Raw genomic sequence first — 22,523 nt, 5'->3', positions numbered from 1 at the left:
GCACCGACCTCTGCCCACCGGCCTCCAACAGGGTGCCGGCCGCCTCCAGCTGGGCCAGGCGCAGCAGCATCGCCAGCTGGGCCTGTTCCATGTCCTCGCACACCTGCGAGATCACATCCAGGACCTCACCGGCCGCACCCGCCGGAGGCACCTCCGCCATTTCCGAAGCGATGTTCTTCCGGGCAGCACCCATGGCGGCCACGGCGGGGGTATTGCCCGCCGTGTTCCCACACTGCCCGAAAGAAGAAGTCATGGTTCAAGCATATCAAGAAAGGCACAGAAAGGACCTATCCTGGGGGTGATAAAAACCTTACCCAGCCACCCAGACCCGCCTTTCTGCTTCCCAAGGAGAAGCCTTCCAGGGAAAGGGGGCCGACCCCCTGTTCGCATTCCCAGGCAAAGCGGACATATGCATACCAGAATGGTGGTGATCTTGCCCCTGTCCCCACTCTCGACGGCCGAGGGTGGAGACAGGGGCAAGATCATCGGGGTTTTCGCCTCCCGCATTGACCGGCCGCGACCCCCGACCCGTCAGCGCTCCGGAGGAGTGGCCCACCCGGCCGCAGGCCGCGCTGTTCGGCGTTCGCAGCAGAGCATGACCAGCCGCGACACCGCCAGGCGTCAACGCTCCGGCGCAGGTGCAGGGATCGGCCGCCAGGCCGACAGAATGAGTTTTTCGGGCGAAGCCCGAAATGGCTCGGACCTCAACCACCCGTCCCCCTTTCCCAACAGCCGCCAACCCGCCGTCGTAGCGAAGCGTGTCAAGGTGGAGCGCCAATGACGCGCGAAGCGCTCGATGGCGACGACCTTGACGCGCGTAGCGGAGACGGCCACAATCGAGCGGCGGGAAAGGAGGGAACCCCAACCCGAAAAGCAACCCCAACCAGCCCCACCGAATACATCCCCACCGAACGCATCCCCACGGGATCCAGCCCCACGGGATTGTCGCCCAATCACAGAAAACCACCACCGCGAAAGTCGGGACATGGAACCGAATTCGGCGCTGGAAACAAGATTACGTCGGGAGGAGGCAGGAGAAGGCAAGAGGAAGCAGGTGTCAGCCCCCCGGGTCGCCTCAGCCCTCCGAGTCGCCTCAGTCCCCCGCTGCGGCCTCCAGGGCCTCCGGGGGCAGGATCTCCAACTCCACCAAGAGCTCACGGCCCAGCTCTTCGCGCAGGGCCACGTCGCTGTCCTCCTCGACCTCCAGGCGCAGGGCGAACGTGTGCAGGTCGTCCTCGCCCTCGACCCAGCCGACCCACCAGCCCGGGACCGGATCGGCGTCCGCACCCAGACCGGTCCGGCCGAACAGCTGGTAGCCGTTGCCCTCCTCCATGGCCAGCAGCTCGTGGAGCGCTTCCTGGTGCTCCACGTCGACGGGCAGCTCGGTGCGGGCCAGTTCGGAGATGAACGTGCTCTGCTCCATGGCGGAGATCTCCAGCGGACCGTCGAGCCAGAACCGGTCCATCACGTCCTCGTCGCCGACCTGGCGGTTGCCGTAGTCGAACCGGTCCACCCAGGTGGACATCCGGTCGAACCCGATCCGGTCGGCCACTTCCTGGTGGACCGGCACGTCCGTCGTCGGCAGGGCCTCACGCAGACTCAGCTCGTCCTCGCCCTCGGGTGCGACGACCTCGTCGACGCTCTCCACCGCCCCGGTCTGGAGGGCGATCAGCGTGTTCGGCAGCTTGAAGGTGGACGCGGGCACAGCGCGCTCGTCGGCCTCGTCGAGGTTGACGACGACCGCGGAGCTGTCTCCGGCGTCGAAGAGCACGAACGTGCCGTCGACCCCGGCGTCCTCGAAGACCGAAGCGAGGTCCTCCCGCTCCATGGTCTGTACGTCACCCAGTTCCACAGGATTGCCGGCCAGCCCATCGTCGGGTTCGGCCTCGTCGTCGGTCCCGCCGCAGGCGATCCCGGCGACCAGTGTGAAGGCGCAACCCGCAGCGAGAGTGAGCCCTCGGGCACGCGCGGTCCGCCCGGGAGCGTGTTCGGTCTCGGTACTCACTCGTCTCCTCCACAGGGTGTCCGAAGGAACGTTCACCCCCACACGCTAGGGCATGCGCCCCCTTGGTGGGCCGGGTTGCTCTCGGGGTACCGCCAAGCCGTCAGGCACCCTTGGGCGCCCTGTGTCGCCGCTGCTAGGCTGAGCGTGTTGCTGACCCCGTACGGGAGAGTGCCCGCGTAGCCAACACGGGCCGCCGAAGGAGCAATCCCCTCCCCGATGACAACCTCTCAGGCACAGCGGACCGTACGGGCGAGACCACTCTGGAAAGCAGGGGCAGTGTTCCCTCGCCGAAGGTGCAAACCACGCCGAGCGCGCGGTGAAGCTCTCAGGCACCCATGACAGAGGGGGAGGATGGCAACGCCTTACGCACGACACGACGCCCATCCTCCGGGAGTGCCCATGTCAGACCCCACCTCCGCGCCGCGCCGCACCGCCCTTCACAAGATCCACGAAGAGGCCGGGGCGACGCTGGTCGACTTCGCGGGGTGGCTCATGCCGCTCCGCTACGGCAGTGAGACCGCCGAACACAACGCCGTCCGCGAGGCCGCCGGGCTCTTCGACCTCTCCCACATGGGCGAGATCCGGCTCACCGGGCCGCAGGCCGCCGAGGCCCTCGACTACGCCATGGTCGGCTTCCTGTCCAAGGTCAAGGTCGGTCGCGCCCGCTACAGCATGATCACCACCGAGGACGGCGGGGTCCTGGACGACCTCATCACGTACCGGCTCGGTGAGCAGGAGTACCTCGTCGTCGCGAACGCGGCCAACGTGCCCGTCGTCGCCTCCGCCCTGGCCGAGCGCGCCGAGGGCTTCGACGTCGAGGTGGTCGACGAGTCCGCCGACTACTCGCTCATCGCCGTCCAAGGACCGCGCGCCGTGGACATCCTCGCGCCGCTCACCGACGCCGACCTCAGCGAGATCCGCTACTACGCCGGGTACCAGCACACCGTGGCCGGTCAGCCGGTCCTGCTCGCCCGTACCGGCTACACCGGCGAGGACGGCTTCGAGATCTTCGTCAAGCCCGCCGACAAGGCGCCGGAGATCTGGCAGGCGCTCATGGCCGAGGGCAGCAAGCACGGTCTGGTCCCGGCCGGGCTCTCCTCCCGCGACACCCTCCGCCTCGAGGCCGGAATGCCGCTGTACGGCCAAGAGCTCACCGCCGACCTCACGCCCTTCGACGCCGGAATGGGCCGCGTGGTCAAGTTCGAGAAGCCGGGCGGCTTCGTCGGCCGCGCCGCCCTGGAAGAGGCCTCGCGTACCGCGCGGGCACGGCGCCTGATCGGGATCGCCGCCCGGGGCCGCCGCCCGCTGCGCAAGGGTCAGGACGTGCTGCGCGACGGTGCCGTCATCGGGACGATCAGCAGTGGCGCCCCCTCACCCACACTGGGCCGCCCCATCGCCATGGCCTACGTGGACGGCGACCTCGACACCGCGAGCGGAACGTTCTCCGTTGACGTGCGCGGGCGCAGCGAGGAAGTCGACGTGGTCGAGCTGCCGTTCTACAAGCGGCAGTCGTAGGAAACGGGGGTCACCCACGACCCCTTGAGAACCTGAACGCACCGTCCGGCCGGATCCCCACGAAGGACCGGCACTGTCGGGGCGTGACCAGGCGTAGGCCGGGCCGGTTCGCCGCATCAGGCGCACGGCAGACAAATGGAACACCTCCAAGGAGAGTTGAAGTGAGCGTTCCCACGGAGCTGGGTTACACCGCCAAACACGAGTGGGTCGTGGTCAAGGACGGGATCGCCACCGTCGGGATCACCTCGTTCGCCGCCGAGGCACTGGGCGACATCGTCTACGTCGAGGCCCCCGAGGTCGGCAGTGAGGTCACCGCCGACGAGCCCGCGGGCGAGGTGGAGTCCACCAAGTCCGTCAGCGACATCTACTCCCCCGTGAGCGGGGAGGTCGTGGAGATCAACGAGTCCCTCGAGGACTCCCCCGAGACGATCAACTCCGCCCCCTTCGAAGGCGGATGGCTGTTCAAGGTGCGGGTATCCGAGGAGCCCACCGGTCTTCTCTCCGCCGAGGAGTACAACAAGCTGACCGAAGGCGAGGCCTAGTATGACCAGCGACAACCTGCTCAACCAGAGCCTGAGTGAGCTGGACCCCGAGGTGTCGTCCGCCGTTGACGCCGAGCTGTCCCGCCAGCGCGACACCCTCGAGATGATCGCCTCGGAGAACTTCGCCCCGCAGGCGGTCCTCGAGGCCCAGGGCACCGTCCTCACCAACAAGTACGCGGAGGGCTACCCCGGCCGCCGCTACTACGGCGGCTGCGAGCACGTCGACGTCGTCGAGCAGCTTGCCATCGACCGCGCCAAGGAGCTCTTCGGCGCCGAGTACGCCAACGTGCAGCCGCACTCCGGCGCGCAGGCCAACACGGCCGTGTACTTCGCACTGCTCAAGCCGGGCGACACGATCCTGGGCCTGGACCTGGCCCACGGCGGTCACCTCACCCACGGCATGCGGATCAACTACTCCGGCAAGATCCTCAACGCCGTGGCCTACCACGTGCGCGACGAGGACGGCACCGTCGACTACGACGAGGTCGCCGCGCTCGCCAAGGAGTACCAGCCGAAGATGATCGTCGCGGGCTGGTCCGCCTACCCGCGCCAGCTCGACTTCGCGAAGTTCCGCCAGATCGCCGACGAGACCGGTGCGCTCCTCATGGTGGACATGGCGCACTTCGCCGGCCTGGTCGCGTCCGGCCTGCACCCCAACCCGGTGCCGTACGCCGACGTGGTCACCACCACCACGCACAAGACCCTGGGCGGCCCGCGCGGCGGCATGATCCTGGCCAAGGCCGAGTACGCCAAGAAGCTCAACTCCGCGGTCTTCCCCGGCATGCAGGGCGGCCCGCTGGAGCACGTGATCGCGGCCAAGGCGGTCTCGTTCAAGGTCGCGGCGAGCGAGGAGTTCGGCGATCGCCAGCGCCGCACGGTGGCGGGCGCCCGCATCCTCGCCGAGCGGCTGACCCAGCCGGACGCGGCGGAGGTCGGCGTCAAGGTCCTGACCGGCGGCACGGACGTGCACCTGGTCCTGGTGGACCTGGTCAACTCCGAGCTCAACGGCCAAGAGGCCGAGGACCGGCTGCACGCCGTGGGTATCACGGTCAACCGCAACGCGGTCCCGAACGACCCGCGCCCGCCGATGGTGACCTCCGGTCTCCGGATCGGTACCCCGGCTCTGGCCACCCGCGGCTTCGACGAGGGCGACTTCACCGAGGTCGCCGACGTCATCGCCCAGGCCCTCAAGCCCGAGTTCGACGAGGCCGCCCTGCGCGACCGCGTCAGCGCTCTGGCCGCCAAGCGTCCGCTCTACCCGAACCTGTAGCTGCAACACCCCGCCGTGTGGGCCGCCAGCGGGCCCACACGGCCCGGCCCACGGCCCGCACCCTGTGCTCAATGAGGAGGACAGCCATGGCCATCAGCGTCTTCGACCTGTTCAAGATCGGTATCGGACCGTCCAGTTCACACACCGTCGGCCCGATGAAGGCGGCTAAGACGTTCGTGTCCTGGCTGCGCTCCGAAGGCGTCCTTCCCGAAGTCGCCCACGTGCGCGCGGAGCTGTACGGCTCACTGGCCCTCACCGGCAAGGGGCACGGCAGTGACACCGCCGTGATCCTGGGGCTGATGGGACACACCCCCGAGGACGTGGACGTGGACGCCGTCCCGCGCCTGGTGGAGGAGGTCCGATCGGCCAGGACTCTGTACTTGGGCGGGCCGAACAGCGAGCCGGTCGCGTTCGACCCCAAGGTGGACGTGGACTTCCGCCGCAAGGAGAGCCTGCCGGACCACCCGAACGGGATGCGGTTCGTGGCACTGGACGACGTCGGCGTCGAGGTCTCCGCGAAGGTGTACTACTCCGTCGGCGGCGGTTTCGTGGTGGACGAGCAGGCCGCGGGCGCGGACCGGATCAAGGCCGACGACACCGTGGTCCCCTACCCCTTCGAGAGCGCCGAAGGGCTGCTGGAACTCTGTGCGCAGACGGACATGTCCATCAGCGCCCTGATGCTCGCCAACGAGCAGGCCTTCGGCAGGACCCCGGAGGAGATCCGCGCGGAGTTGTTGGAGATCTGGACGGCGATGCGCCAGTGCGTACGCCGGGGCGTCATGACCGAGGGCAGCCTCCCCGGCGGTCTCAAGGTGCCCCGAAGGTCGCACCGGCTGTACCGCCAGCTGGGCGGCAACTGCGACGAGCACGGGCTGCTCGCGCCCACACACGTGGACCCGGACCCGATGCGCGGCAGCGACTGGATCACGCTGTACGCCTTGGCCGTCAACGAGGAGAACGCCGCGGGCGGCCGGGTGGTCACGGCCCCGACCAACGGCGCCGCCGGCATCGTCCCGGCGGTGCTGCACTACTACCTGCACTTCAGTCCGGGCGCGAGTGACGACGGCGTGGTCCGGTTCCTGCTGACGGCCGCGGCCATCGGCATACTGTTCAAGCAGAACGCGTCGATCTCCGGTGCCGAGGTGGGCTGCCAGGGCGAGGTGGGCTCCGCCTCCTCGATGGCGGCCGCCGGACTCGCCGAGGTGCTGGGCGGCTCCCCCGCGCAGGTGGAGAACGCCGCCGAGATCGCCATGGAGCACAACCTCGGCCTGACCTGCGACCCGATCGGGGGCTTGGTCCAGATCCCGTGCATCGAGCGCAACGCGCTCGCCTCGGTCAAGGCCATCAGCGCCACCCGCATGGCCCTGCGCGGCGACGGGAGCCATTTCGTGAGCCTGGACAAGGTCATCAGGACCATGCGGGACACCGGCCGCGACATGCACGACAAGTACAAGGAGACGAGCCGCGGCGGCCTCGCCGTCAACGTCATCGAGTGCTGAGTTCGATGCGGTGAGGCCGCTGGACAGCGTGCTTTCCGCTCGGCGCATGGAAGCGAAGGAATTCTCCGGACTCGTCCCGAGTTGTACGGGACGCACGGCCGGGAACCGGGCTTGAGCTCCCACCCGCTCGCCCTCTCCGGCCGTCACCCAGGGTCTGGTGGCTTGAGCTCAGCTCGCCGCCAGACCCGCCCCACACCGGAATCACCCTCCGAACCATTACCCGATAAACATGAATCGTGAAGGAAATCCTTTATCCTTCACTGCAAATCGCACTCCTGAAAGCAGGGCCAGTTAAAGGAAAACGGCGCGTTCGTGGTAGAAAATCCTCCCGTGGATACCCTTACCAAACCCCGCTGCTTCACCCTTCTCGCCCCAGTGGCCGCACTCTCCCTCCTCCTCTCCGCCTGCGGCTCCTCTGACGAGGGCCCCGCCTCGCCCGACGAAGGCGGCCCCGAGGCCGAGGAGCACAACGAAGAACCAGACGAGCCGTCGCTGGGCGACCCCGGCATCCTCGTGTCGGACTGCAGCGACGGCACCAGTGTCACTTCCCCGGACTCGCTGTCCCTGACCCTGTTCTCCGCCGAGGACGGTTCCGAGATCCTCGAAACCGAATTCGCGGGCGAGGGCATCGAGCACGGCGAATCCGATGCCCTCTCCCACGGCCGCGCTGTGCAGCCGACCGAAGAAATCGACCTCCCCGTGGACTGCACGATTCTCGAGCGGCGGCTGGTGCCCGAGCACGACCTCCTCCTCGCCACCTACGAGGAAGAGGTCAGCGGGAACTCCGTCACGGGCTTCGGCGCCCTGTCCCCGGACGGCACGTTCACCGCGCTGAGCCCCGAGCAGGAGCTGTCCGACTTCGACGCCGCCGCCGACTACCTCAACCCCGTGTACGACGCCGTGGAGGACCGGGTCGTCTTCGTCGAACAGCTGGACGACGACAGCACCTTCCAAGCCATGGACCTCGAGAACGGTGAGGTCACTGAGCTGGGTACCTGTGGCTCCCAGCAGTGCGAGAACGCCTCCGTCCCGGAAGGTTCCGGTACGCCCGTGATCGTCACGGACGTCCACGGGTCGGACGAGCGCGCTCAGGCCTCCCCGGACGGCTCATCGCTGATCGTGTCCGAGAACGCCATGAACAGCGGCAGCCTCCTGACCGTTCTCGACCTGGACGCCATGGACGACACGGCCCCGCTGGTCCTGGACCGGGAAGTCCTCGATCCTGAAGACGGCCCCGGCGACCCGGTCGTCGTGGAGCCGCCCGAAGGGGTGGCCGCCTTCGTGGACGAGGGCACCGTGCTGATGGACGACAACGAGCTGAGCGTGTGGGAGTTCGACGACGCGACCCTGGCTGACTTCGCCGACGAGTGGGTTGGCGAACCGGAGCACAGCTGGGAGGGCTTGCCCACCGAACGCTCCCTGATCCCCGAGGGCCCGCGTACGAACTCGCACCCCGCCCCGTCCCCTGACGGCTCGGAAGTCGCCTTCCGTTCCGAGTCGGACACCGGCGAGACCAGCCTGTACACGGTCCCCTTCGACGGTTCCGACGACCCCGCCGAGCTCACCGCGCTGAGTGACGACAGCATCGTCCACAGCTGGCACTAGCCCAAGGGTGGACGCGCACCCCCGGCGCGTCCACCCTTGTCCTTCATGGGCGCCCGTCTAGTCGTAGGCGGTGGACCTGTGCCCCACCTGCACGACAACGATGACCAGTTGCCCGTTGGCGACCGTATAGATGACCCGGTAGTCACCTACCCGCAGGCGCCGGTGTCCGGCGACTCCGACGAGAACGGTGGCCCCAAAGGCATAAGGGTCGGCCTCCAGCTCCGCGAGCTTACGCAGAATGGCCATGGCGTGTTCCCTGGGAACCTTGCGGAGCTCGGCCTGGGCTTCGACCTTGAAAATGGTGGTGTACTTATTCATCACGCGCCAAGGTCTCGGCCATGACATCGGCGAGCGGCACCGTCGGGGAATCGCGCCGCTCCTCAATGAGACGGCGGAGTTCCTCCTCTTCGCGCTCTCTCGCCTGTTCCAGGACCTCCATCGGCACAAACGCCCCGACCGCTCTGCCGTTGCGCGTGACCACGGTGGCATCACCCGACCGGGCCCGGTCGATCGCCTCGGAGAGGTGGGCGCGGAACTCTCGAGAAGTCAGCGTCTCAGTCATGTACTCATGATACCTTGAGATCATTGTGTACACAAAGTACGCTTCGCCACGGCGAAGGCCGGTGCCCCGGATACAGGGCACCGGCCTTTACCGCTACGGTTCCGCTCAGGCCAGGCTGCGCCTGGGGTTCTTGGCGGGAGTGGTCATCGACATGCGGATGACCGCGGGCACGCGGTCCAGTTCGAGGGATCCGCGCAGGTTGGCGAGCGCCTCCGAACGCACACGCTTCCACACGCTCGCCACGTCGGCGTCCTCGTCGAGGGTCAGCGCCAGGCGCAGGTGCGGTTCGTCGCTCGACTCGGTGAGGCGGGCGCGCACCCTGCGAACACCCGGGTAGTGGGAGACTTCCTGCTCCAAGGCCCCGCGGGCCACCCCCTCGGACATCTCGACGTTGCCCGCGTCGTTGCGTTCCAGGAACAGTCGGCCCACGGTGTCGTTCATGCCCTGCACCATCAGCCATCTCAGGGCGAGGAAGCCGGACAGGAAGGCGACGGCCACCCCCGCGTACGGGACCCACTGTTGTCCGAGCACCTCGTTGACCCGGTCGCTGAGCAGCGGCGTAGCCGCCAGTTCGGCGCCGAGGAACCCCTGCCCCACCGCCAGTGCGGCCAGGCCCACCGCCAGCAGCACCGCCCCCACGATCACCAGGCCCAGCCGGTTCCCCCGGGCCGACCTCCGGCACCTGTCGCGCGCCATCGTCAGGCCTCCCCGTATCGGACGTAGGTGGCGATCCGCATGCTGCGCAGCGGGGCCAGCTCCTCCAGTCGCTGCTCCACCGCGGCGGTCACCTCACCGGGCATCCCTGTGGAGTCGCGCATGCCGGTACGCACGTGGACCCGGATGCGCTTGCCGCGCACCGCCACGTGCACACCGTCGACCCCGCTGATGCCCTGGGCCGCGGCAGCCACGGTCCGGCGCAGCGCAGTCCTGGTCAGCCCCACGACGAGCGCGGGGTCGTCGGTGCGAAGAACGGTCCACCGGCTCCGGCCGGGGGCCAACGCCACCACGATCAGGGACAACCCGATCAGGGCCAGGACCGCCGAGGCGATCTGCACGGACGGCTCGGACCAGGTGGCGGCACCCGCGTAGTCGGTGGCCGCCCCGACGGGGATCAGCCGTAGCGGGTTTCCAGCCAGTGCCGCGATGACTTCGGCTGCGGCCACAACGGCCACCGCCAGGATCACGATCCCGGTGAGCACCGCGGGCCAGGACCGGCGCGGCCGGAACGTGTGGACGGCGACCCGCCTGGCCCTGCGGTCGATGCCCTGGCTCGGACGGCCGAGCACCTCTTCCACGGTGGTCATGTCAGCGCACCAACTCCGCGATCTCGATGTCGATGTGGTGGACCTGTTTGCCGGTGATCGATTCGACCCGGCCCTTCACGTGTTCGCGTACGGCAGTGGCGATCTGGCGCGCCGAACGCGGATAGCTCACCTCGACACGCAATCTCAGGAGGACGACCTCCCCGCTGACCCGGGCTCGGGCCGCCCGCGAGCGCGCGGCCCGAGCCCCGGGCACCTCCCCACTGGCTCTGGCGGCCACCTTCTCGATGACGGAACCGGGGATCTCGGTGCGCCCTCCGGGGTCCCGTGCGCGCGCGTGCCTTCCAGCGGCCTCCCTCGTGGGTGCGGCCTCCCGCTGGCGAGGGACCGTATCGCTCCGAACCCCGACCACGACTCACCCCTGTCTACGCCGACCGCCGTGTGAACATCTCGGCGAGGTCGATCTCACCCTCCATCGCCCGGCCCGCGACGAACCCGACGAGGCCGAGGACCAATACCAGCGCGAAGGCGAAGAACCCGCCGAATGCCGCCGCGAGCCCGAGCACCGTCCCGTAAGACAGTCCAACGATGGGCCACATGGCTACCCCCTCTCATCAAACGCCCTGCTCATAGCTTTCTCAGCTGGCCGTGCGCGCACCGTCACCGAGTCCGGCGACCACGTCCTCCACTGACACGTGGACGGCGCGACCGCCGGTCAACGGGGTCAGGCCCCGGCGAATCTCGGCGGCGATCTCCAGCAGCGGACGCCCGTAGCGGACCACCACACCGACCTCGACGTACTCGTCGCGTATCGCCACCCCGCGGATCCTTCCCCCCGGCACCGCCGTACTCAGCGTGCCGAAGTATCCGGAGGACAGCTCGACCACGTCCGGAAAGCGTGTGGCCTCCTCCGCGATGGTCTGCGCGGACTCGCCCGGTGTGTCGCTGCCGGCCACGGCTACTTGACCCTGGGCTCGGTGTCGCCGTCGTCGGAGTCATCGTCCTCGGGCAGGTGGATGTCGTCCACGTTGATGTTGATCTCGGTGACCTCGAGTCCCGTCATCCGCTCGACCGCGGTCGTAACGTTGCGGCGCACTGCGGCGGCGAGGTCCTGGATCGCCGCGCCGTACTCGACGACGAGATCGATGTCGACGGCGGCCTGCCGCTCGCCGACCTCCACCGAGACGCCCTGGGCCACCGACCCTCCGGCGGAGCTACCCCTGCTCACAGCGTCGCGTACTGCCCCAACCACGCGTGCGGTTCCGCCGCCCATGGCGTAGACGCCACCGATCTCACGCGCGGCCATCCCGGCGATCTTGGCCACGACTCCGTCGGCGATCTGCGTGTGCCCCTGGTCGCTCTTGCTCACCGAGTCGCGCCTCGCACCCGCCTCGCGGGCGCTCGGCACCGCGGCTTCGGTCTTCATGTCCGACACTGGTCCCCCTACGCAGTGTGCAAACCGGCCTGGTTGTCCCTATTTCTTCTTGAAGGCGTCCTTAGCCTTGTCGCCCGCGGACTCGAAGGCCCCCTCCGCCTTCTCCTTGAGCTCCTCGGCCTTCTCCTTGACCCGGTCCGCCTTGTCCTTGGCCGTTGCCTTGGCCTGGTCGGCCTTACCCTCGGCCTCGGTGCCGCGGTCACCGGCGGCCTTGCCGAAGGCCTCCTTGCCCTTGCCCGCAGCGTCGTCGAAGTGCTTGCCCATTTGTGCCCCCTCTTCGGAGCCTTTTGGCTCAGGGATTGTGGACCGAAACCGGGCCACCTCGCGTCAAGGCGGCCGGTGAGGTTTCGACCTCATCACACCTTATACGCACTCTCTGTAGTCAACAAGGCACTCAAAGCAATAAGAGCCTGGTCGAACAGGCTATGGTCCTACCATCTTTGCCCCAATCCCACCCCCGGAACCCCACCGACACAAGAAAAACGCCAGGGGTGCCCGTAGGCACCCCTGAGCGTCCGAAACCGGTATTGCCCCGGGCCGCGTCGCCGGAGCGGGCGGCCACTGGAAGGCGTCTAGTCGAAGATGACCGTCTTCTCCCCGTTGAGCAGGACCCGTCGCTGGGCGTGCCAGTTCACGGCGCGCGCAAGGGACACCGATTCGAGGTCGCGGCCGATCGCGGTGAGCTGCTCCGGGCTCTGGGTGTGGCCCACCCGGGAGACCTCCTGCTCGATGATCGGGCCCTCGTCCAGGTCGGCCGTGACGTAGTGGGCCGTGGCACCGATCAGCTTCACACCGCGCGAGTGTGCCTGGTGGTAGGGGCGCGCACCCTTGAAACTCGGGAGGAACGAGTGGTGGATGTTGATGATGCGCCCGGACATCTTGGTGCAGAGCTGCTCGGAGAGCACCTGCATGTAGCGGGCCAGCACCACCAGGTCGACGTCATAGGAGTCGACGAGCTCCAGGATCCGCCCCTCCTGCTCCCGCTTGGTCTCCGGGGTGACCGGCAGGTGGTGGAAGTCCACCCCGTAGGAGTTGGCGAGGAACTCCAGGTCGGGGTGGTTGGAGACCACCGCGGCGATGTCGATGTCGAGCAGCCCGCTGCGCTGGCGGTAGAGGAGGTCGTTCAGGCAGTGGCCGAACTTGGACACCATGACGATCATGCGCGGCCGTACGTCACGCGCTTGGAGGGCCCACTCGACGGAGGAGTCGCCGGGGCCACGCCCGAAGTCGCTGGCGAGAGCGGCGAAGGCGCCCCGGAGTTCGTCCTCGCTCACCGGCCCGGAGGCTCCGGCTTCCGTCACGAACTGCATCCGGAGGAAGAAGCGCCCGGTGAAGTTGTCACCGTACTGCTGGCTCTCGGTGATGTTGCACCCGTGGCCGGCCAGTAGGTTGGCCACCCCCGCAACAATGCCCCGGCTGTCGGGGCAGGCAAGGGTCAGGACGTACTCGCGCTCGTTCATGAAGAGAACCACTCCCGGGGTCGACCGGCTGATCAGCCGTGACACCCCAGGATATCGAGGACCGGGATCCTGCGGGGCCGTTCCCGGCGTAGCCCGTGTCACCTGCGGGTGTACCCGAACGCGAGAAATACGCCCCATCAGACAATATGAAAGACATTCATGTTCTGGCATCCTCAGGGGCATGACAAGCCTGCGTGAGAAGTACGAGGCCGCGACGCGCGAAATCCAGGCCCCCTTCGCCATGGTCGACCTGGCCGCCTTCCGCGCCAACGCCGCGGACCTGACCCGGCGCGCCCACGGCCGCCCCATCCGGGTCGCCAGCAAGTCCGTCCGCAGCCGCGCGCTGCTGCGGGAGGCCCTGGCACAGCCCGGCTACGCGGGGATCATGGCCTTCACCCTGCCCGAAGCGCTCTGGCTGGCCACCGACGACCCCCAAGGCCCGCTCAGCGACGACATCCTCGTCGCCTACCCCACCGCGGACCGCGCCGCCCTGGCCGAACTCGCGCGCACCCCCGCCGCCGCGCGCGTCATCACCCTGATGGTCGACGACAGCGCCCACCTGGACCTCATCTCCGCCGCCGTCGCCGACGCCGGCCCCGACGCCCCGCGCGTCCGCGTGTGCCTGGACATCGACACCAGCTGGCAGCCCCTGGGACCCGGCATGCGTATCGGAACCCTCCGCTCCCCCGTGCGCACGCCTTCCCAGGCCGCCGAGCTGGCCCGCGCCGTCGTGCGCCGCCCCGAACTGGAACTCGACGGGATCATGGCCTACGAAGGGCAGATCGCGGGAGTGGGCGACGCACCTCCCGGCAGGCCCCTCTACGGCCGTCTGCTGCGTGCCGTCCAGCGCCGGTCCGCCGTGGAACTGGCCAAGCGCCGAGCGGCCATCACCCGAGCCGTCCGCGCCGTCGCCGACGTACGCTTCGTCAACGGCGGGGGCACCGGGAGCCTGCACACCACCGGTCGCGAAAGGGCCGTCACCGAGCTGGCCGCCGGGTCCGGGCTCTACCAGCCCCACCTGTTCGACCACTACCGGTCCTTCCAGGGCCGCCCAGCGGCCCTGTTCGCGCTGCCCGTCGTACGCCGCCCCGCCCCCGGGGTGGCCACGGCCCTCGGCGGCGGCTACCCGGCCTCCGGGCCGACCGACGCCCAGCGCGCACCGATCCCCCACCTGCCCGAGGGCCTGTCCTACAGCGCCAACGAGGGCGCGGGCGAGGTCCAGACACCGCTCATCGGTGTGCCCGCCCGCGGGTTGGCCCTCGGTGACCGGGTGTGGATGCGCCACGCCAAGGCCGGCGAGCTCTGCGAACGCTTCAACACGCTGCACCTCATCGACTCCGACACCGGTACCTACGAGGGCGCCGTCCCCACCTACAGGGGGGAGGGCCAGGCCTTCCTCTGAGCCGACGCCCCGCGTCGGCAGACCTGGGGCAAGAGCGCGACCAAGAGCGACGGGGCCCGCGCGTGCACCGCGCGGGCCCCGTCGAAGTCATTGCGGGGGTTGGGGCGTGTCCGGTGGATGCTGCCCGACCGTTCCTACTTCCTCTTGCGGCGCACCGCCCAGGCGATGACACCGACGGCAACAACGGTTCCGACACCGGCCGCGAGGATCAGCGCCTCGGGGGGCAGCTGGCCGCGCGACTGGTAGGTGGTCACCACCTTGTCGTCACCCTTGAGCACGATGCTGCCCTCTTCGGGCTCCACCAGGTGGCTCTCTACTCGGACGGCACCGCCGCCGACCACGAGCGCGCGGGCCTCGTCGAAGATCCGGGTCCCGTGGTCCTTGGCCTTCGCGAACTGGCGCCGGGCGATGTTCCCGGGCTTGGCCTGTTCGCTGAGCACGTCCAGGGTCTCCGCCAGCCTCCGCTGTTCGCGGTCGATCTCGGCCTTGACCTCCGCCGGCGTCTGGCGCGGTTCGGTGTCGCGTCCCGTCATATGGGGCTGCCTCTCTCCACTAGCGGGCGGTCGTCTGAGAGCCCGTGTCCGAGCCGGTGTCCCGGTCCTGCTCCTCCGCGCCGTCGGACGGACCAGAGAATCTCAGCGCACCGTCGATTCCGTCGACCACACGGAAGAAGTCCCGTGTGGACAACCACAGTTTATAGATGATGGCGATCTCGAAGGCGAGGAGCAAAACGCCCACAAACGCCGTGATCCAGCCGATCGCGGGGGGCCCGAAGACGACCGCCGCGATCGGGGCCGCCACGAAGACCGCTATCTGGAACTCGATCCCACCCACGAGGTGGGTCCGCACCCGACGGGCGTTGAGGGCCGCCCAGAACCGCTGGTACCAGGGGAAACGGGTGCGGAACTCCTGGTGCAGGTCCACCTTGGGCAGGGTGAGGTCCGGCTGTTTGCCCGCGGCGCGCTGGTTGCGCGCCTCCCGCTCGTTCTGGCTGCGCAGAATGTGCTCCAACACCCCGATGCCGTGTCGCAGCACCGCCTGCTCGCCGCCGTCGCTCATCGTCCGGCCGCCACCGCCGGTCGCGGTACCGGTGGCGTCGCCTTCGGGCTCCAGCATCGACAGGGCCGCCCGGGCGCGCTCCAGTGCCGCCGCCAGGTGGGAGCGCATCTCGCGGCGCACCTTGTACACCTGGAGCGCGTTCAGGTAGCGCAGCATGTCCAGGAAGACCACCGCCAGGGCCAGCCAGACGAACGCCACGTGCCCGGTCTCCCTGTACTGGCCGCCCATGAGGGCCACCACGCACACCAGGACCCGGAAACGGTCCGAGACGTAGTCCATCCAGGCGCCGAACAGCGTTTCCGCCCCCGTCAGCCTGGCGAGCTTGCCGTCCGCGCAGTCCACGAGGAAGCACAAGTAGTACAGCGCCGCACCGAGGATGAGGAGGGGCCAGTAGCCGAAGGCGAAACAGACAGCGGCGCCCAGGCCCAGGAAGAGGGCGGACACGGTCATCTGGTTGGGTGTGACCGCCGTGCGGTTGGCGAGCTGTCGCACGAGCCGGACCGCGAGCGGGTCCGCGAGATAGACCGTCAGCCAGGAGTCGCGCTCCTTGAGGGTACGAGCCCTGACCTCGTCGAGTGTGAATCCAGGCATCGTGGCGAACTACTCCCAAAGCGAAGCGGATGTGTCCCGGTCCGGTGGTCGCCGGACACACCATCGGGTCGTGGGCGACCCGCGCACGCTACGGCATCTCACCGAGAGCGGGCCAACCAAGAGCGCAAGGCCAACGATAGGTGATCGAATCGTTGGTCACTCCCAAAGCGGATGAACCGAACCGGAATCGCAACCGAAGCACCTCCCCCGAGCCGACCAGCACCGACCGTGCTGCCACCCCCGGACCGGGCCCACATCTCGTACTGTGAGGCAGGAACGACGCGGGCCCCTGCCGGGCCCGCCTGAAGCAGACAGGAAGACCACAAGTGAGCGAGCCCATCCGCCTGGAGCCCGGCGACCAGGCACCCGACTTCACCCTCAGCGACGCAGACGGCCAGACCGTTACCCTCAGTAAGGTTCTGGCCGACACCGGAAACAGCGTCGTCCTGTACTTCTACCCGGCTGCCATGACGCCCGGGTGCACGACCCAGGCCTGCGACTTCCGGGACAACCTCACCGAGTTCGCCGACGCGGGCTTCACCGTGCTGGGCGTCTCCCCGGACAAGCCCGAGAAGCTCGCCGAGTTCCGCGAGAAGGAGAGCCTGACCTTCACCCTGCTCGGCGACCCCGACAAGGACACCCTGAGCGCCTACGGCGCCTTCGGCGAGAAGAAGAACTACGGCCGCCTCGTCCAGGGCGTCATCCGGTCCACCGTCATCGTGGGCACCGACGGCAAGGTGCAGAAGGCCTTCTACAACGTGAAGGCCACCGGCCACGTCGACCGGATCAAGAAGGAGCTCGGGCTCTAGGGCGAAAGGGCCGGTCGTCCGGTAACCACGGGGCCGGACGACCGGTCATGTCCCCAATCCCGGTAGAGTGACCCCTCGGGGGCCGTAGTCCAACTGGCAGGAGACGGCAGCTTTAGGTGCTGTACAGTGCGGGTTCGAATCCCGCCGGCCCCACCAGGGCCTCTCCCCGTGTTCAACCAGGGGACCCCGACACCACCGAAGGCGCGCGAAACCGGTTCGCGCGCCTTCGTCGTTCTTCTGCCGCGCGGCTGCTGCCTCGTGGCTGTCAAAGGCCCAGCAGGGCCCACATGACCAGGGCCAGCAGGGCCAGCACGCCCACACCCACACCGGCGACCACCGGTAGGCGGCTCCTCTCGGCGTGCTTGCCCGAGCTGGTCAGGCCCAGCGTGTCAGTGGACTCCCGGATGGAGACCATGATCGAGTTCATCGCGTCAGGACTGTGCCGGAGCCGCTCGCTGATGGACTCCGCCAACACGTGCGCGCCCGCGCGGAAGTGCTCCCGGGCCGACTCCCGCTCCTCCGCCATCACCCCCGTTTCGGAGTCCGAGGACTCCTCCTCCGAGGAACCCTCCCCTGACTCCGCCGCCGACGCGTCCCCGGAGTCCGCGGCACCCGCGTCCCCACTTCCCGCGTCCGAGTTGCTCGCGTTGTAGGGGGGCTGCCCCGGGGACCAGGGCGCCAGGGCCGCGATCCGCAGCATCTTGGTGGTGTTCTCCGCGGTCAGCCGCTCGCCGGGCTCGACCTTGAGCATGCCGGCCAGGACCGGGGCGAGCGGGCCCGCGTTGGCGGCCTCCTTAGGCTCGTCCAACTGTTCCTGGCGCAGGATCTTGATGTAGCCCTTGCGGTCGTAGGGCGGGTAACCCTCGACCGCCGCGTACAGGGTGGCGCCCAGCGACCAGAGGTCGGACTCGGGGCCGACCGGGCCCGCTTTGGCGCGCTCCGGCGGGATGTAGGCGGGGGAGCCGATGATGCGGCCCGAGGAGCTCAGCGCGGACTCGCCGTTCCAGGCGGCCAGCCCGAAGTCGGTCAGCACTACGCGTCCGGCCTCGCTGATCATCACATTGTCCGGCTTGACGTCGCGGTGGACGATGCCCTCGCCGTGCGCGACCTTGAGCGCGTCGATCAGCTGGAGCCCGATCTCGGCCACCCTCTGGTAGGGCAGCGGCCCGCCCACCTGGATGATCTCCTCCAGGGTGGAGGCCTCCAGGAGCTCCATGACGATCCACGGCCGCTCGTCCTCGTCCACGACGTCCAGGACGGTGACGAGGCTGGGATGGATGAGGCGCCCGGCGACCCGGGCCTCACGGGTGGTGCGCTGGACGAGCGACTCGCGCTCGGAGCGGCTCAGGTCCGACGGCAGGCGGAGTTCCTTGACCGCGACCTCGCGCTTCATGACCAGGTCGGTGGCGCGCCAGACCGTGCCGACACCGCCGCGGGCGATTTCGGAGGTCAGCTGGTAGCGACCCTTCAGCAATCGACCACCGGACTCCGGTTCAGCCACGGCGGCCTCCGGACGCGAGGTGTCGAGCGGCGTCTCCGGCCGCTGCGTGTGGGGGTTGTCTAGGGAGGACACGGTTATCCACGGGTCCATTCACCGGCCATGGTGGCCTCCTGCGGAGCATTGCGGTCGCTGTCACCACGTAGGTGCACGGATCACTCGTTATACCAGCACGGACTGCAGGCCAAGTTGGTGGTTGCCTGATGGCAGACACATAGGTTCGTTTTCGTTATGTCCGAGGAAAGCCCTCACATGCCGTGACGAGGGTCTCCCTTGCAAAGCCTTGACCTGGGACGGGTTTCGTGCACGAGCATCAGCGCGTGCACGAAACCCCAGACACTCAGCTCCAGAGGGATTCCGGCGAGCGCACCTCGACCGGCCCGATACCCGTCTTCGTGAGCGGCCCACGCAGAGTCTCCGCGTCCCCGACCGCCACCACGACGGCCTCCTCGGGACGAAGGTACTCGACGGCGGCACTGTCGAGATCCGCCGCGGTCAGCTTCTCGAACCCGGCACGGGTCCGGTCCACATGATCCTCCGGCAGGTCGTGTACCACCATGTCGACGAGCGGCCCCGCCATGGCGCGCGCTGTCGAGTAGCTGACCGGCAGGCCCACGGTGTTGGACTCGCGGACAGCGGCCAGCTCGTCCTGTGTGACGCCGGAGTCGCGCAGTTTGTTCATCTGTTCCAGCGACGAAGTGACCGAATGGGCCGTAGTGCCTGCCTCGACCTGTGTGCTCATGAAGAACACACCGCTGTCGCGGCGCAGGTCGAACCGGCTCCCGGCACCGTAGGTGTAGCCCAGGCGCTCACGCAGCTCCATGTTGAGGCGGGAGGTGAACATCCCGCCGAGGACCTCGCTGACGCCCTCGACGAGCGGCAGCTCCACCCGCGAACGCGCGGGGGCGCGGTGCGCGATGACCAGGGCCGTCTGGACCGAACCGGGGCGGTCGACGATGAGCACGCGCGGCAGCTCGCCGGGGGGCGGAGCCGGCTCACCGGTGGGGCGCTCGGGCGTCGGCGCGGCGTCGCCGAAGACGGTCCGGCCCAGCTCTTCGAGGTCGACGTTGGCCAGGTCGCCCACGACCACGAGAGTCCCGGCGATCGAGGCGATGGAGTCGGCGTGGAAGCTCGCGACCCTCTCGGGGGTGATGTCGGCCAGCTTGACCGGGCCTCCGGAGAGCGGGGTGGCGTAGCGGCCGGTGAACAGCTGCCCGCCGAGGCTGCGCATGGCCAGGACACCCGCGGACGAGGCGTCGAGCCAGAAGCGCTCCAGCAGCTGTTCGCGGCGGCGCACCACGTCGTCGGGGTTCAGGGCCGGACGGCGTACGGCGTCGGCGAACAGGTGGACGGCGTCGCCGAGGCGGTTCGTGGGGGCGTCCAGGCCGGTGATGAAGCCGTCCCAGTTGACGCGGGAGATCCACTCGGCTCCGTGGCGCTCCAGGGCCGGGGCCAGCGAGCTGTTGCCTGCTGGGCCGTCCTCGAGGGCTTCGCTGGTCAGCACGCTGACGCCCATGGCGTCGAGGGGCTCGGCGGCGCCGCCGAAGGGGTGTACGAGGCGGATGGAGGCCAGCTGCTGGCCGGGGACGTCGATGGCGACGATGGTGCCGCCCCCGACGCGGATCCGCTGGGGCTTGGGAAAGGTGTAGGACGCGGCGGCACCGATGTCCGGACGGGTCTGCTGCATGCTCTGCGGCTCTTTCTGCGGCTTGACGGTAACGGAGCTTCGGTGGCTAGGCCTGGTTGGCCGCGGCGTCCGCCTCGGCTTCCACCTCGAGCGTCTCAGCCTCGGTGGCGGCCTCGGGGTCGAAGCGGACGACGAGCATGTTGCCGTCGACGAGCAGGCGCTCGGCGGTGACCCGGACCTCCTCCGCGGTGATGTCGGCCCACCGCTTGGGCCAGGTGTAGGCGAGCTCGGGGTCGCCGAGCAGCTGGGTGCAGTTGCCGATGGAGTCGGCCAGTCCTGAAGGGCTGGCGATGGAGTGCAGGTGCTCGCGCTCCAGGACGGCGCGGGCGCGGTCCAGCTCCTCGTCGGTGATCCCGCTGGCGAGCTTGGCGACCTCTTCGCGGATGGCCTGTTCCAGGACGTCCCCGTCCACGCCCTCACGGGCGAGCATGTTCACCAGCAGCAGGCTGTCCGTGTAGCGGAACGGCAGGATGTCCGCGGAGCCGCCGCCGTCGTCGGCGGCGATGGGCCGGTCCACGACCAGCGAGCGGTACAGGCGGCTGCCCTGCCCCTGCCCGAGGACGGCCGAGGCCAGGTGGGCGACGTCGTGCTCGCGCTCGCCGTAGGAGGGGACGCGGAAGCCGATGAACACGCCGGCGGCCGGGACCGTCTCGGTGACGGAGTCGCGCACCGGACCGCCCAGCGGCGCGCGCAGCGCGGAGTCGGGGACCTCGGGGAGGGACTCCCGGGCGGGGATGCCGCCGAAGTACTTTTCGACCCGGGCGAGCACGTCCGCGGACTCCAGGTCGCTGACGATGGTCAGGACGCAGTTGTCCGGCCCGTAGTGCGCCTTGTGGAACGACTTGACGTAGTCCAGGTCGGCGGCGTCCAGGTCGTCCATGGAGCCGATCGTGGAGTGGTGGTACGGGTGCCCCTCGGGGTAGGCCAGGCGCAGGATGCGTTCCAGGGCCGTTCCGTAGGGCTGGTTGTCGTAGCGCTGGCGGCGCTCGTTCTTGACGACGTCGCGCTGGTTGTCCAGGACCTCCTGGGTCATGCCCTCGCGCAGCGTCGACAGGCGGTCCGCCTCCAGCCACAGGATGGCGTCCAGGGCGTGCGTGGGGACCGTCTCGAAGTAGTTGGTCCGGTCGGTCGAGGTGGAAGCGTTGATGTCACCGCCCAAGCGCTCGACCACGTCGAAGTGCTCGCCCTTGGTGACGTTGCCGCTGCCCTGGAACATCAAGTGTTCGAACAGGTGCGCGAAGCCGGTGCGCCCGGGCACCTCGTGGCGGGACCCGACTCCGTACCAGAGGTTGACCGAGGCGACCTGACCTGTGGAGGCCGGGGCCGTCACCAGGCGCAACCCGTTCTCCAGCGTGTACTGATCGACCCGTCCAGCCGTTCCCATGGTGGTCACCTGCGCATGCACCCCATCAAGTTCCGTTGACCGCTTCAGTGTTTCCGACTCTATGGCCTAAGCACACTGCGAAGACACTCAGTTCCAGCAATCCGTGGGGGCTGGCGGGGGAGGTTGGGCCGTTAGGAGTCGGCCCGGTAGGCGGTGGTGTCCATCGACGCGGCGATCTCTTCGTAGACGGCGCTGTGCTGAGCGTCGGCGGACCAGACGTAGAGCAGCACGTCGCTCTCCGGGAGGAACCACATGCGCACCTCGAAGGTGTCGCCGTTGTCGCAGGTCACGTCCCAGACCGAGTGGTGGGATTTGAGGCCGTCCGCGTGCTCGAAGACGTTGCCGTGCCCGGAGGTGAGCTGGGCGTCGTCGACCCCGATGTTGCCGGAGGCGGCGGTGTTGAGGCTGCGGCAGCTGTCGGTGTTGTCAGCCCAGCCGTCGGCGTCGTAGAAGGCGTCGTCCTCCTTGGGCCAGTCCTCGGGATGGTTCGCGGCCTGTTCGGGAACCAGCTGGATCGACCCGTAGGCGCAGGCGCTCTGCCCGGGAGGCGTCATGCACAGCTCGCCGCCCTCGTTCTGGATCTCCCAGTCCTCGGGCGTGTCGATGGTGATCCCGGCGACGTCGGCGCTGTCGAACCCCTCCGGACCCGGGGGCTCGACCGCGGGCATCATGCCGCTCTCGCCGCGCTCCAGTTCGGCCTCCCCGGACGCCTCAGCCGAGCAGGCACCCACGGCCAGCAGGGCCGCCGCCGCGGCCGCGGCCGCGGTCGCGATCACGCGGCCGCTCCTCGCCCGCTGCCGCACCTTGTCCGTCGTGCCCGCCATCGCTTGCCCGCCCTTCTCTACGTTCTCCGGACCACCCGACTGACTGACCGGAGCACAGTTGACCTTAGCGTCCCCAACACACCTGCCGCACCGGGGAACCTCCATGACTACTCT

At 68.8% G+C, this 22,523-nt stretch carries 24 protein-coding genes, 1 tRNA gene, 1 pseudogene and 1 riboswitch; of the genes and pseudogenes, 8 read left to right on the top strand and 18 right to left on the bottom strand.

Annotated elements, in window-relative coordinates:
* Together ACYVDG_RS28670 and ACYVDG_RS28665 are read right to left on the bottom strand one after the other, a co-directional pair.
* Positions 1–253, bottom strand: a pseudogene (locus tag ACYVDG_RS28670) (HNH endonuclease signature motif containing protein); the annotation flags it as partial.
* Positions 254–1,093: 840 nt separating this feature from the next.
* A complete protein-coding gene (locus tag ACYVDG_RS28665) occupies positions 1,094–2,005 on the bottom strand; it encodes a penicillin-binding transpeptidase domain-containing protein (RefSeq protein ID WP_460761109.1) in 912 nt (303 codons plus the stop codon).
* A 151-nt stretch (positions 2,006–2,156) separates the two neighbouring features.
* Positions 2,157–2,259, top strand: a riboswitch (glycine riboswitch).
* Positions 2,260–2,404: 145 nt separating this feature from the next.
* Here ACYVDG_RS28665 and gcvT point away from each other — a divergent pair.
* The 5 genes from gcvT to ACYVDG_RS28640 all read left to right on the top strand — a co-directional run bounded on the left by gcvT (position 2,405) and on the right by ACYVDG_RS28640 (position 8,436).
* Positions 2,405–3,520: a glycine cleavage system aminomethyltransferase GcvT gene (gene gcvT, locus ACYVDG_RS28660; protein WP_460761104.1), complete on the top strand. Its 1,116-nt coding sequence runs from the start codon at positions 2,405–2,407 to the stop codon at positions 3,518–3,520.
* 161 nt (positions 3,521–3,681) lie between these two features.
* Complete coding sequence (gene gcvH, locus ACYVDG_RS28655; protein ID WP_460761099.1) at positions 3,682–4,062, top strand: glycine cleavage system protein GcvH; 381 nt, start codon at positions 3,682–3,684, stop codon at positions 4,060–4,062.
* Between the two features lies 1 nt (position 4,063).
* On the top strand, positions 4,064–5,332 hold the full coding sequence (locus ACYVDG_RS28650) for a serine hydroxymethyltransferase (RefSeq protein WP_460761096.1): 1,269 nt from the start codon (positions 4,064–4,066) through the stop codon (positions 5,330–5,332).
* A gap of 86 nt (positions 5,333–5,418) precedes the next feature.
* Entirely contained in the window at positions 5,419–6,831 is a 1,413-nt protein-coding gene (locus ACYVDG_RS28645) for an L-serine ammonia-lyase (protein WP_460761093.1), read from the top strand.
* A gap of 330 nt (positions 6,832–7,161) precedes the next feature.
* Entirely contained in the window at positions 7,162–8,436 is a 1,275-nt protein-coding gene (locus ACYVDG_RS28640; RefSeq protein ID WP_460761090.1) for a hypothetical protein, read from the top strand.
* A 57-nt stretch (positions 8,437–8,493) separates the two neighbouring features.
* Here ACYVDG_RS28640 and ACYVDG_RS28635 read toward each other — a convergent pair whose 3' ends face one another.
* From ACYVDG_RS28635 to purU, 10 genes are all read right to left on the bottom strand, one after another.
* On the bottom strand, positions 8,494–8,754 hold the full coding sequence (locus tag ACYVDG_RS28635; RefSeq protein ID WP_460761088.1) for a type II toxin-antitoxin system RelE family toxin: 261 nt from the start codon (positions 8,752–8,754) through the stop codon (positions 8,494–8,496).
* Positions 8,747–8,998, bottom strand: a complete 252-nt coding sequence (locus ACYVDG_RS28630; RefSeq protein ID WP_460761084.1) for a type II toxin-antitoxin system Phd/YefM family antitoxin — start codon at positions 8,996–8,998, stop codon at positions 8,747–8,749. Before ACYVDG_RS28630 ends, ACYVDG_RS28635 begins: the two co-directional genes overlap by 8 nt.
* A gap of 105 nt (positions 8,999–9,103) precedes the next feature.
* A complete protein-coding gene (locus ACYVDG_RS28625; protein ID WP_460761081.1) occupies positions 9,104–9,694 on the bottom strand; it encodes an Asp23/Gls24 family envelope stress response protein in 591 nt (196 codons plus the stop codon).
* A 2-nt stretch (positions 9,695–9,696) separates the two neighbouring features.
* Positions 9,697–10,302: a DUF6286 domain-containing protein gene (locus tag ACYVDG_RS28620; RefSeq protein ID WP_460761076.1), complete on the bottom strand. Its 606-nt coding sequence runs from the start codon at positions 10,300–10,302 to the stop codon at positions 9,697–9,699.
* A gap of 1 nt (position 10,303) precedes the next feature.
* Positions 10,304–10,672, bottom strand: coding sequence for an Asp23/Gls24 family envelope stress response protein (locus ACYVDG_RS28615; protein WP_460761070.1), 369 nt, complete (start codon positions 10,670–10,672; stop codon positions 10,304–10,306).
* A gap of 13 nt (positions 10,673–10,685) precedes the next feature.
* The gene (locus ACYVDG_RS28610) at positions 10,686–10,859 is read right to left on the bottom strand and encodes a hypothetical protein (RefSeq protein ID WP_460761066.1); all 174 of its coding nucleotides are present in this window, start codon (positions 10,857–10,859) and stop codon (positions 10,686–10,688) included.
* Positions 10,860–10,898: 39 nt separating this feature from the next.
* Positions 10,899–11,216 (bottom strand): hypothetical protein, encoded by a 318-nt coding sequence (locus tag ACYVDG_RS28605; protein ID WP_460761063.1) that lies wholly within the window; start codon positions 11,214–11,216, stop codon positions 10,899–10,901.
* A gap of 2 nt (positions 11,217–11,218) precedes the next feature.
* Positions 11,219–11,686 carry an Asp23/Gls24 family envelope stress response protein gene (locus tag ACYVDG_RS28600; RefSeq protein ID WP_460761060.1) on the bottom strand — a complete coding sequence of 156 codons (468 nt, stop codon included), beginning with the start codon at positions 11,684–11,686 and terminating at the stop codon, positions 11,219–11,221.
* Between the two features lie 48 nt (positions 11,687–11,734).
* Positions 11,735–11,959 carry a CsbD family protein gene (locus ACYVDG_RS28595; RefSeq protein ID WP_460761057.1) on the bottom strand — a complete coding sequence of 75 codons (225 nt, stop codon included), beginning with the start codon at positions 11,957–11,959 and terminating at the stop codon, positions 11,735–11,737.
* A gap of 308 nt (positions 11,960–12,267) precedes the next feature.
* Positions 12,268–13,155, bottom strand: a complete 888-nt coding sequence (gene purU / locus ACYVDG_RS28590) for a formyltetrahydrofolate deformylase (RefSeq protein WP_460761054.1) — start codon at positions 13,153–13,155, stop codon at positions 12,268–12,270.
* 181 nt (positions 13,156–13,336) lie between these two features.
* Here purU and ACYVDG_RS28585 point away from each other — a divergent pair, with 181 nt between their 5' ends.
* Entirely contained in the window at positions 13,337–14,557 is a 1,221-nt protein-coding gene (locus tag ACYVDG_RS28585; RefSeq protein WP_460761050.1) for an amino acid deaminase/aldolase, read from the top strand.
* Between the two features lie 134 nt (positions 14,558–14,691).
* Here ACYVDG_RS28585 and ACYVDG_RS28580 read toward each other — a convergent pair whose 3' ends face one another.
* The gene (locus ACYVDG_RS28580; protein WP_460761047.1) at positions 14,692–15,090 is read right to left on the bottom strand and encodes a DUF3618 domain-containing protein; all 399 of its coding nucleotides are present in this window, start codon (positions 15,088–15,090) and stop codon (positions 14,692–14,694) included.
* 19 nt (positions 15,091–15,109) lie between these two features.
* Positions 15,110–16,207, bottom strand: coding sequence for a CDP-alcohol phosphatidyltransferase family protein (locus tag ACYVDG_RS28575; protein WP_460761042.1), 1,098 nt, complete (start codon positions 16,205–16,207; stop codon positions 15,110–15,112).
* Between the two features lie 326 nt (positions 16,208–16,533).
* Here ACYVDG_RS28575 and bcp point away from each other — a divergent pair, with 326 nt between their 5' ends.
* Together bcp and ACYVDG_RS28565 are read left to right on the top strand one after the other, a co-directional pair.
* Entirely contained in the window at positions 16,534–17,016 is a 483-nt protein-coding gene (gene bcp / locus ACYVDG_RS28570) for a thioredoxin-dependent thiol peroxidase (protein ID WP_460761038.1), read from the top strand.
* A gap of 78 nt (positions 17,017–17,094) precedes the next feature.
* Positions 17,095–17,172 (top strand) — tRNA-Leu (locus ACYVDG_RS28565).
* 109 nt (positions 17,173–17,281) lie between these two features.
* Here the strand turns inward: ACYVDG_RS28565 and ACYVDG_RS28560 are convergent.
* The 4 genes from ACYVDG_RS28560 to ACYVDG_RS28545 form a co-directional block, all read right to left on the bottom strand.
* Complete coding sequence (locus ACYVDG_RS28560) at positions 17,282–18,517, bottom strand: serine/threonine-protein kinase (protein WP_460761123.1); 1,236 nt, start codon at positions 18,515–18,517, stop codon at positions 17,282–17,284.
* A gap of 337 nt (positions 18,518–18,854) precedes the next feature.
* Positions 18,855–20,201, bottom strand: a complete 1,347-nt coding sequence (locus ACYVDG_RS28555) for a M16 family metallopeptidase (protein ID WP_460761035.1) — start codon at positions 20,199–20,201, stop codon at positions 18,855–18,857.
* Positions 20,202–20,247: 46 nt separating this feature from the next.
* Positions 20,248–21,585, bottom strand: coding sequence for a M16 family metallopeptidase (locus ACYVDG_RS28550; RefSeq protein ID WP_460761032.1), 1,338 nt, complete (start codon positions 21,583–21,585; stop codon positions 20,248–20,250).
* 131 nt (positions 21,586–21,716) lie between these two features.
* On the bottom strand, positions 21,717–22,409 hold the full coding sequence (locus ACYVDG_RS28545; protein ID WP_460761029.1) for a hypothetical protein: 693 nt from the start codon (positions 22,407–22,409) through the stop codon (positions 21,717–21,719).
* Positions 22,410–22,523 lie beyond the last annotated feature (114 nt).

The sequence above is a fragment of the Nocardiopsis oceani genome, from assembly GCF_054777395.1.
The sequence above is the reverse complement of the archived record's forward strand: the minus strand, read 5'-3'. Positions and strand labels throughout refer to the sequence as shown.

Bases quoted from the DNA above. Each gene is read 5' to 3' on its own strand.
- ACYVDG_RS28645 (WP_460761093.1), top strand. From the start codon at position 5,419: ATGGCCATCAGCGTCTTCGACCTGTTCAAGATCGGTATCGGACCGTCC.
- purU (WP_460761054.1), bottom strand. From the start codon at position 13,155: ATGAACGAGCGCGAGTACGTCCTGACCCTTGCCTGCCCCGACAGCCGG.
- ACYVDG_RS28550 (WP_460761032.1), bottom strand. From the start codon at position 21,585: ATGGGAACGGCTGGACGGGTCGATCAGTACACGCTGGAGAACGGGTTG.
- gcvT (WP_460761104.1), top strand. From the start codon at position 2,405: ATGTCAGACCCCACCTCCGCGCCGCGCCGCACCGCCCTTCACAAGATC.
- ACYVDG_RS28595 (WP_460761057.1), bottom strand. From the start codon at position 11,959: ATGGGCAAGCACTTCGACGACGCTGCGGGCAAGGGCAAGGAGGCCTTC.
- ACYVDG_RS28630 (WP_460761084.1), bottom strand. From the start codon at position 8,998: ATGACTGAGACGCTGACTTCTCGAGAGTTCCGCGCCCACCTCTCCGAG.
- ACYVDG_RS28635 (WP_460761088.1), bottom strand. From the start codon at position 8,754: ATGAATAAGTACACCACCATTTTCAAGGTCGAAGCCCAGGCCGAGCTC.
- ACYVDG_RS28575 (WP_460761042.1), bottom strand. From the start codon at position 16,207: ATGCCTGGATTCACACTCGACGAGGTCAGGGCTCGTACCCTCAAGGAG.
- ACYVDG_RS28610 (WP_460761066.1), bottom strand. From the start codon at position 10,859: ATGTGGCCCATCGTTGGACTGTCTTACGGGACGGTGCTCGGGCTCGCG.
- ACYVDG_RS28625 (WP_460761081.1), bottom strand. From the start codon at position 9,694: ATGGCGCGCGACAGGTGCCGGAGGTCGGCCCGGGGGAACCGGCTGGGC.
- ACYVDG_RS28580 (WP_460761047.1), bottom strand. From the start codon at position 15,090: ATGACGGGACGCGACACCGAACCGCGCCAGACGCCGGCGGAGGTCAAG.
- ACYVDG_RS28585 (WP_460761050.1), top strand. From the start codon at position 13,337: ATGACAAGCCTGCGTGAGAAGTACGAGGCCGCGACGCGCGAAATCCAG.
- ACYVDG_RS28620 (WP_460761076.1), bottom strand. From the start codon at position 10,302: ATGACCACCGTGGAAGAGGTGCTCGGCCGTCCGAGCCAGGGCATCGAC.
- ACYVDG_RS28650 (WP_460761096.1), top strand. From the start codon at position 4,064: ATGACCAGCGACAACCTGCTCAACCAGAGCCTGAGTGAGCTGGACCCC.
- ACYVDG_RS28555 (WP_460761035.1), bottom strand. From the start codon at position 20,201: ATGCAGCAGACCCGTCCGGACATCGGTGCCGCCGCGTCCTACACCTTT.
- ACYVDG_RS28600 (WP_460761060.1), bottom strand. From the start codon at position 11,686: ATGAAGACCGAAGCCGCGGTGCCGAGCGCCCGCGAGGCGGGTGCGAGG.
- ACYVDG_RS28545 (WP_460761029.1), bottom strand. From the start codon at position 22,409: ATGGCGGGCACGACGGACAAGGTGCGGCAGCGGGCGAGGAGCGGCCGC.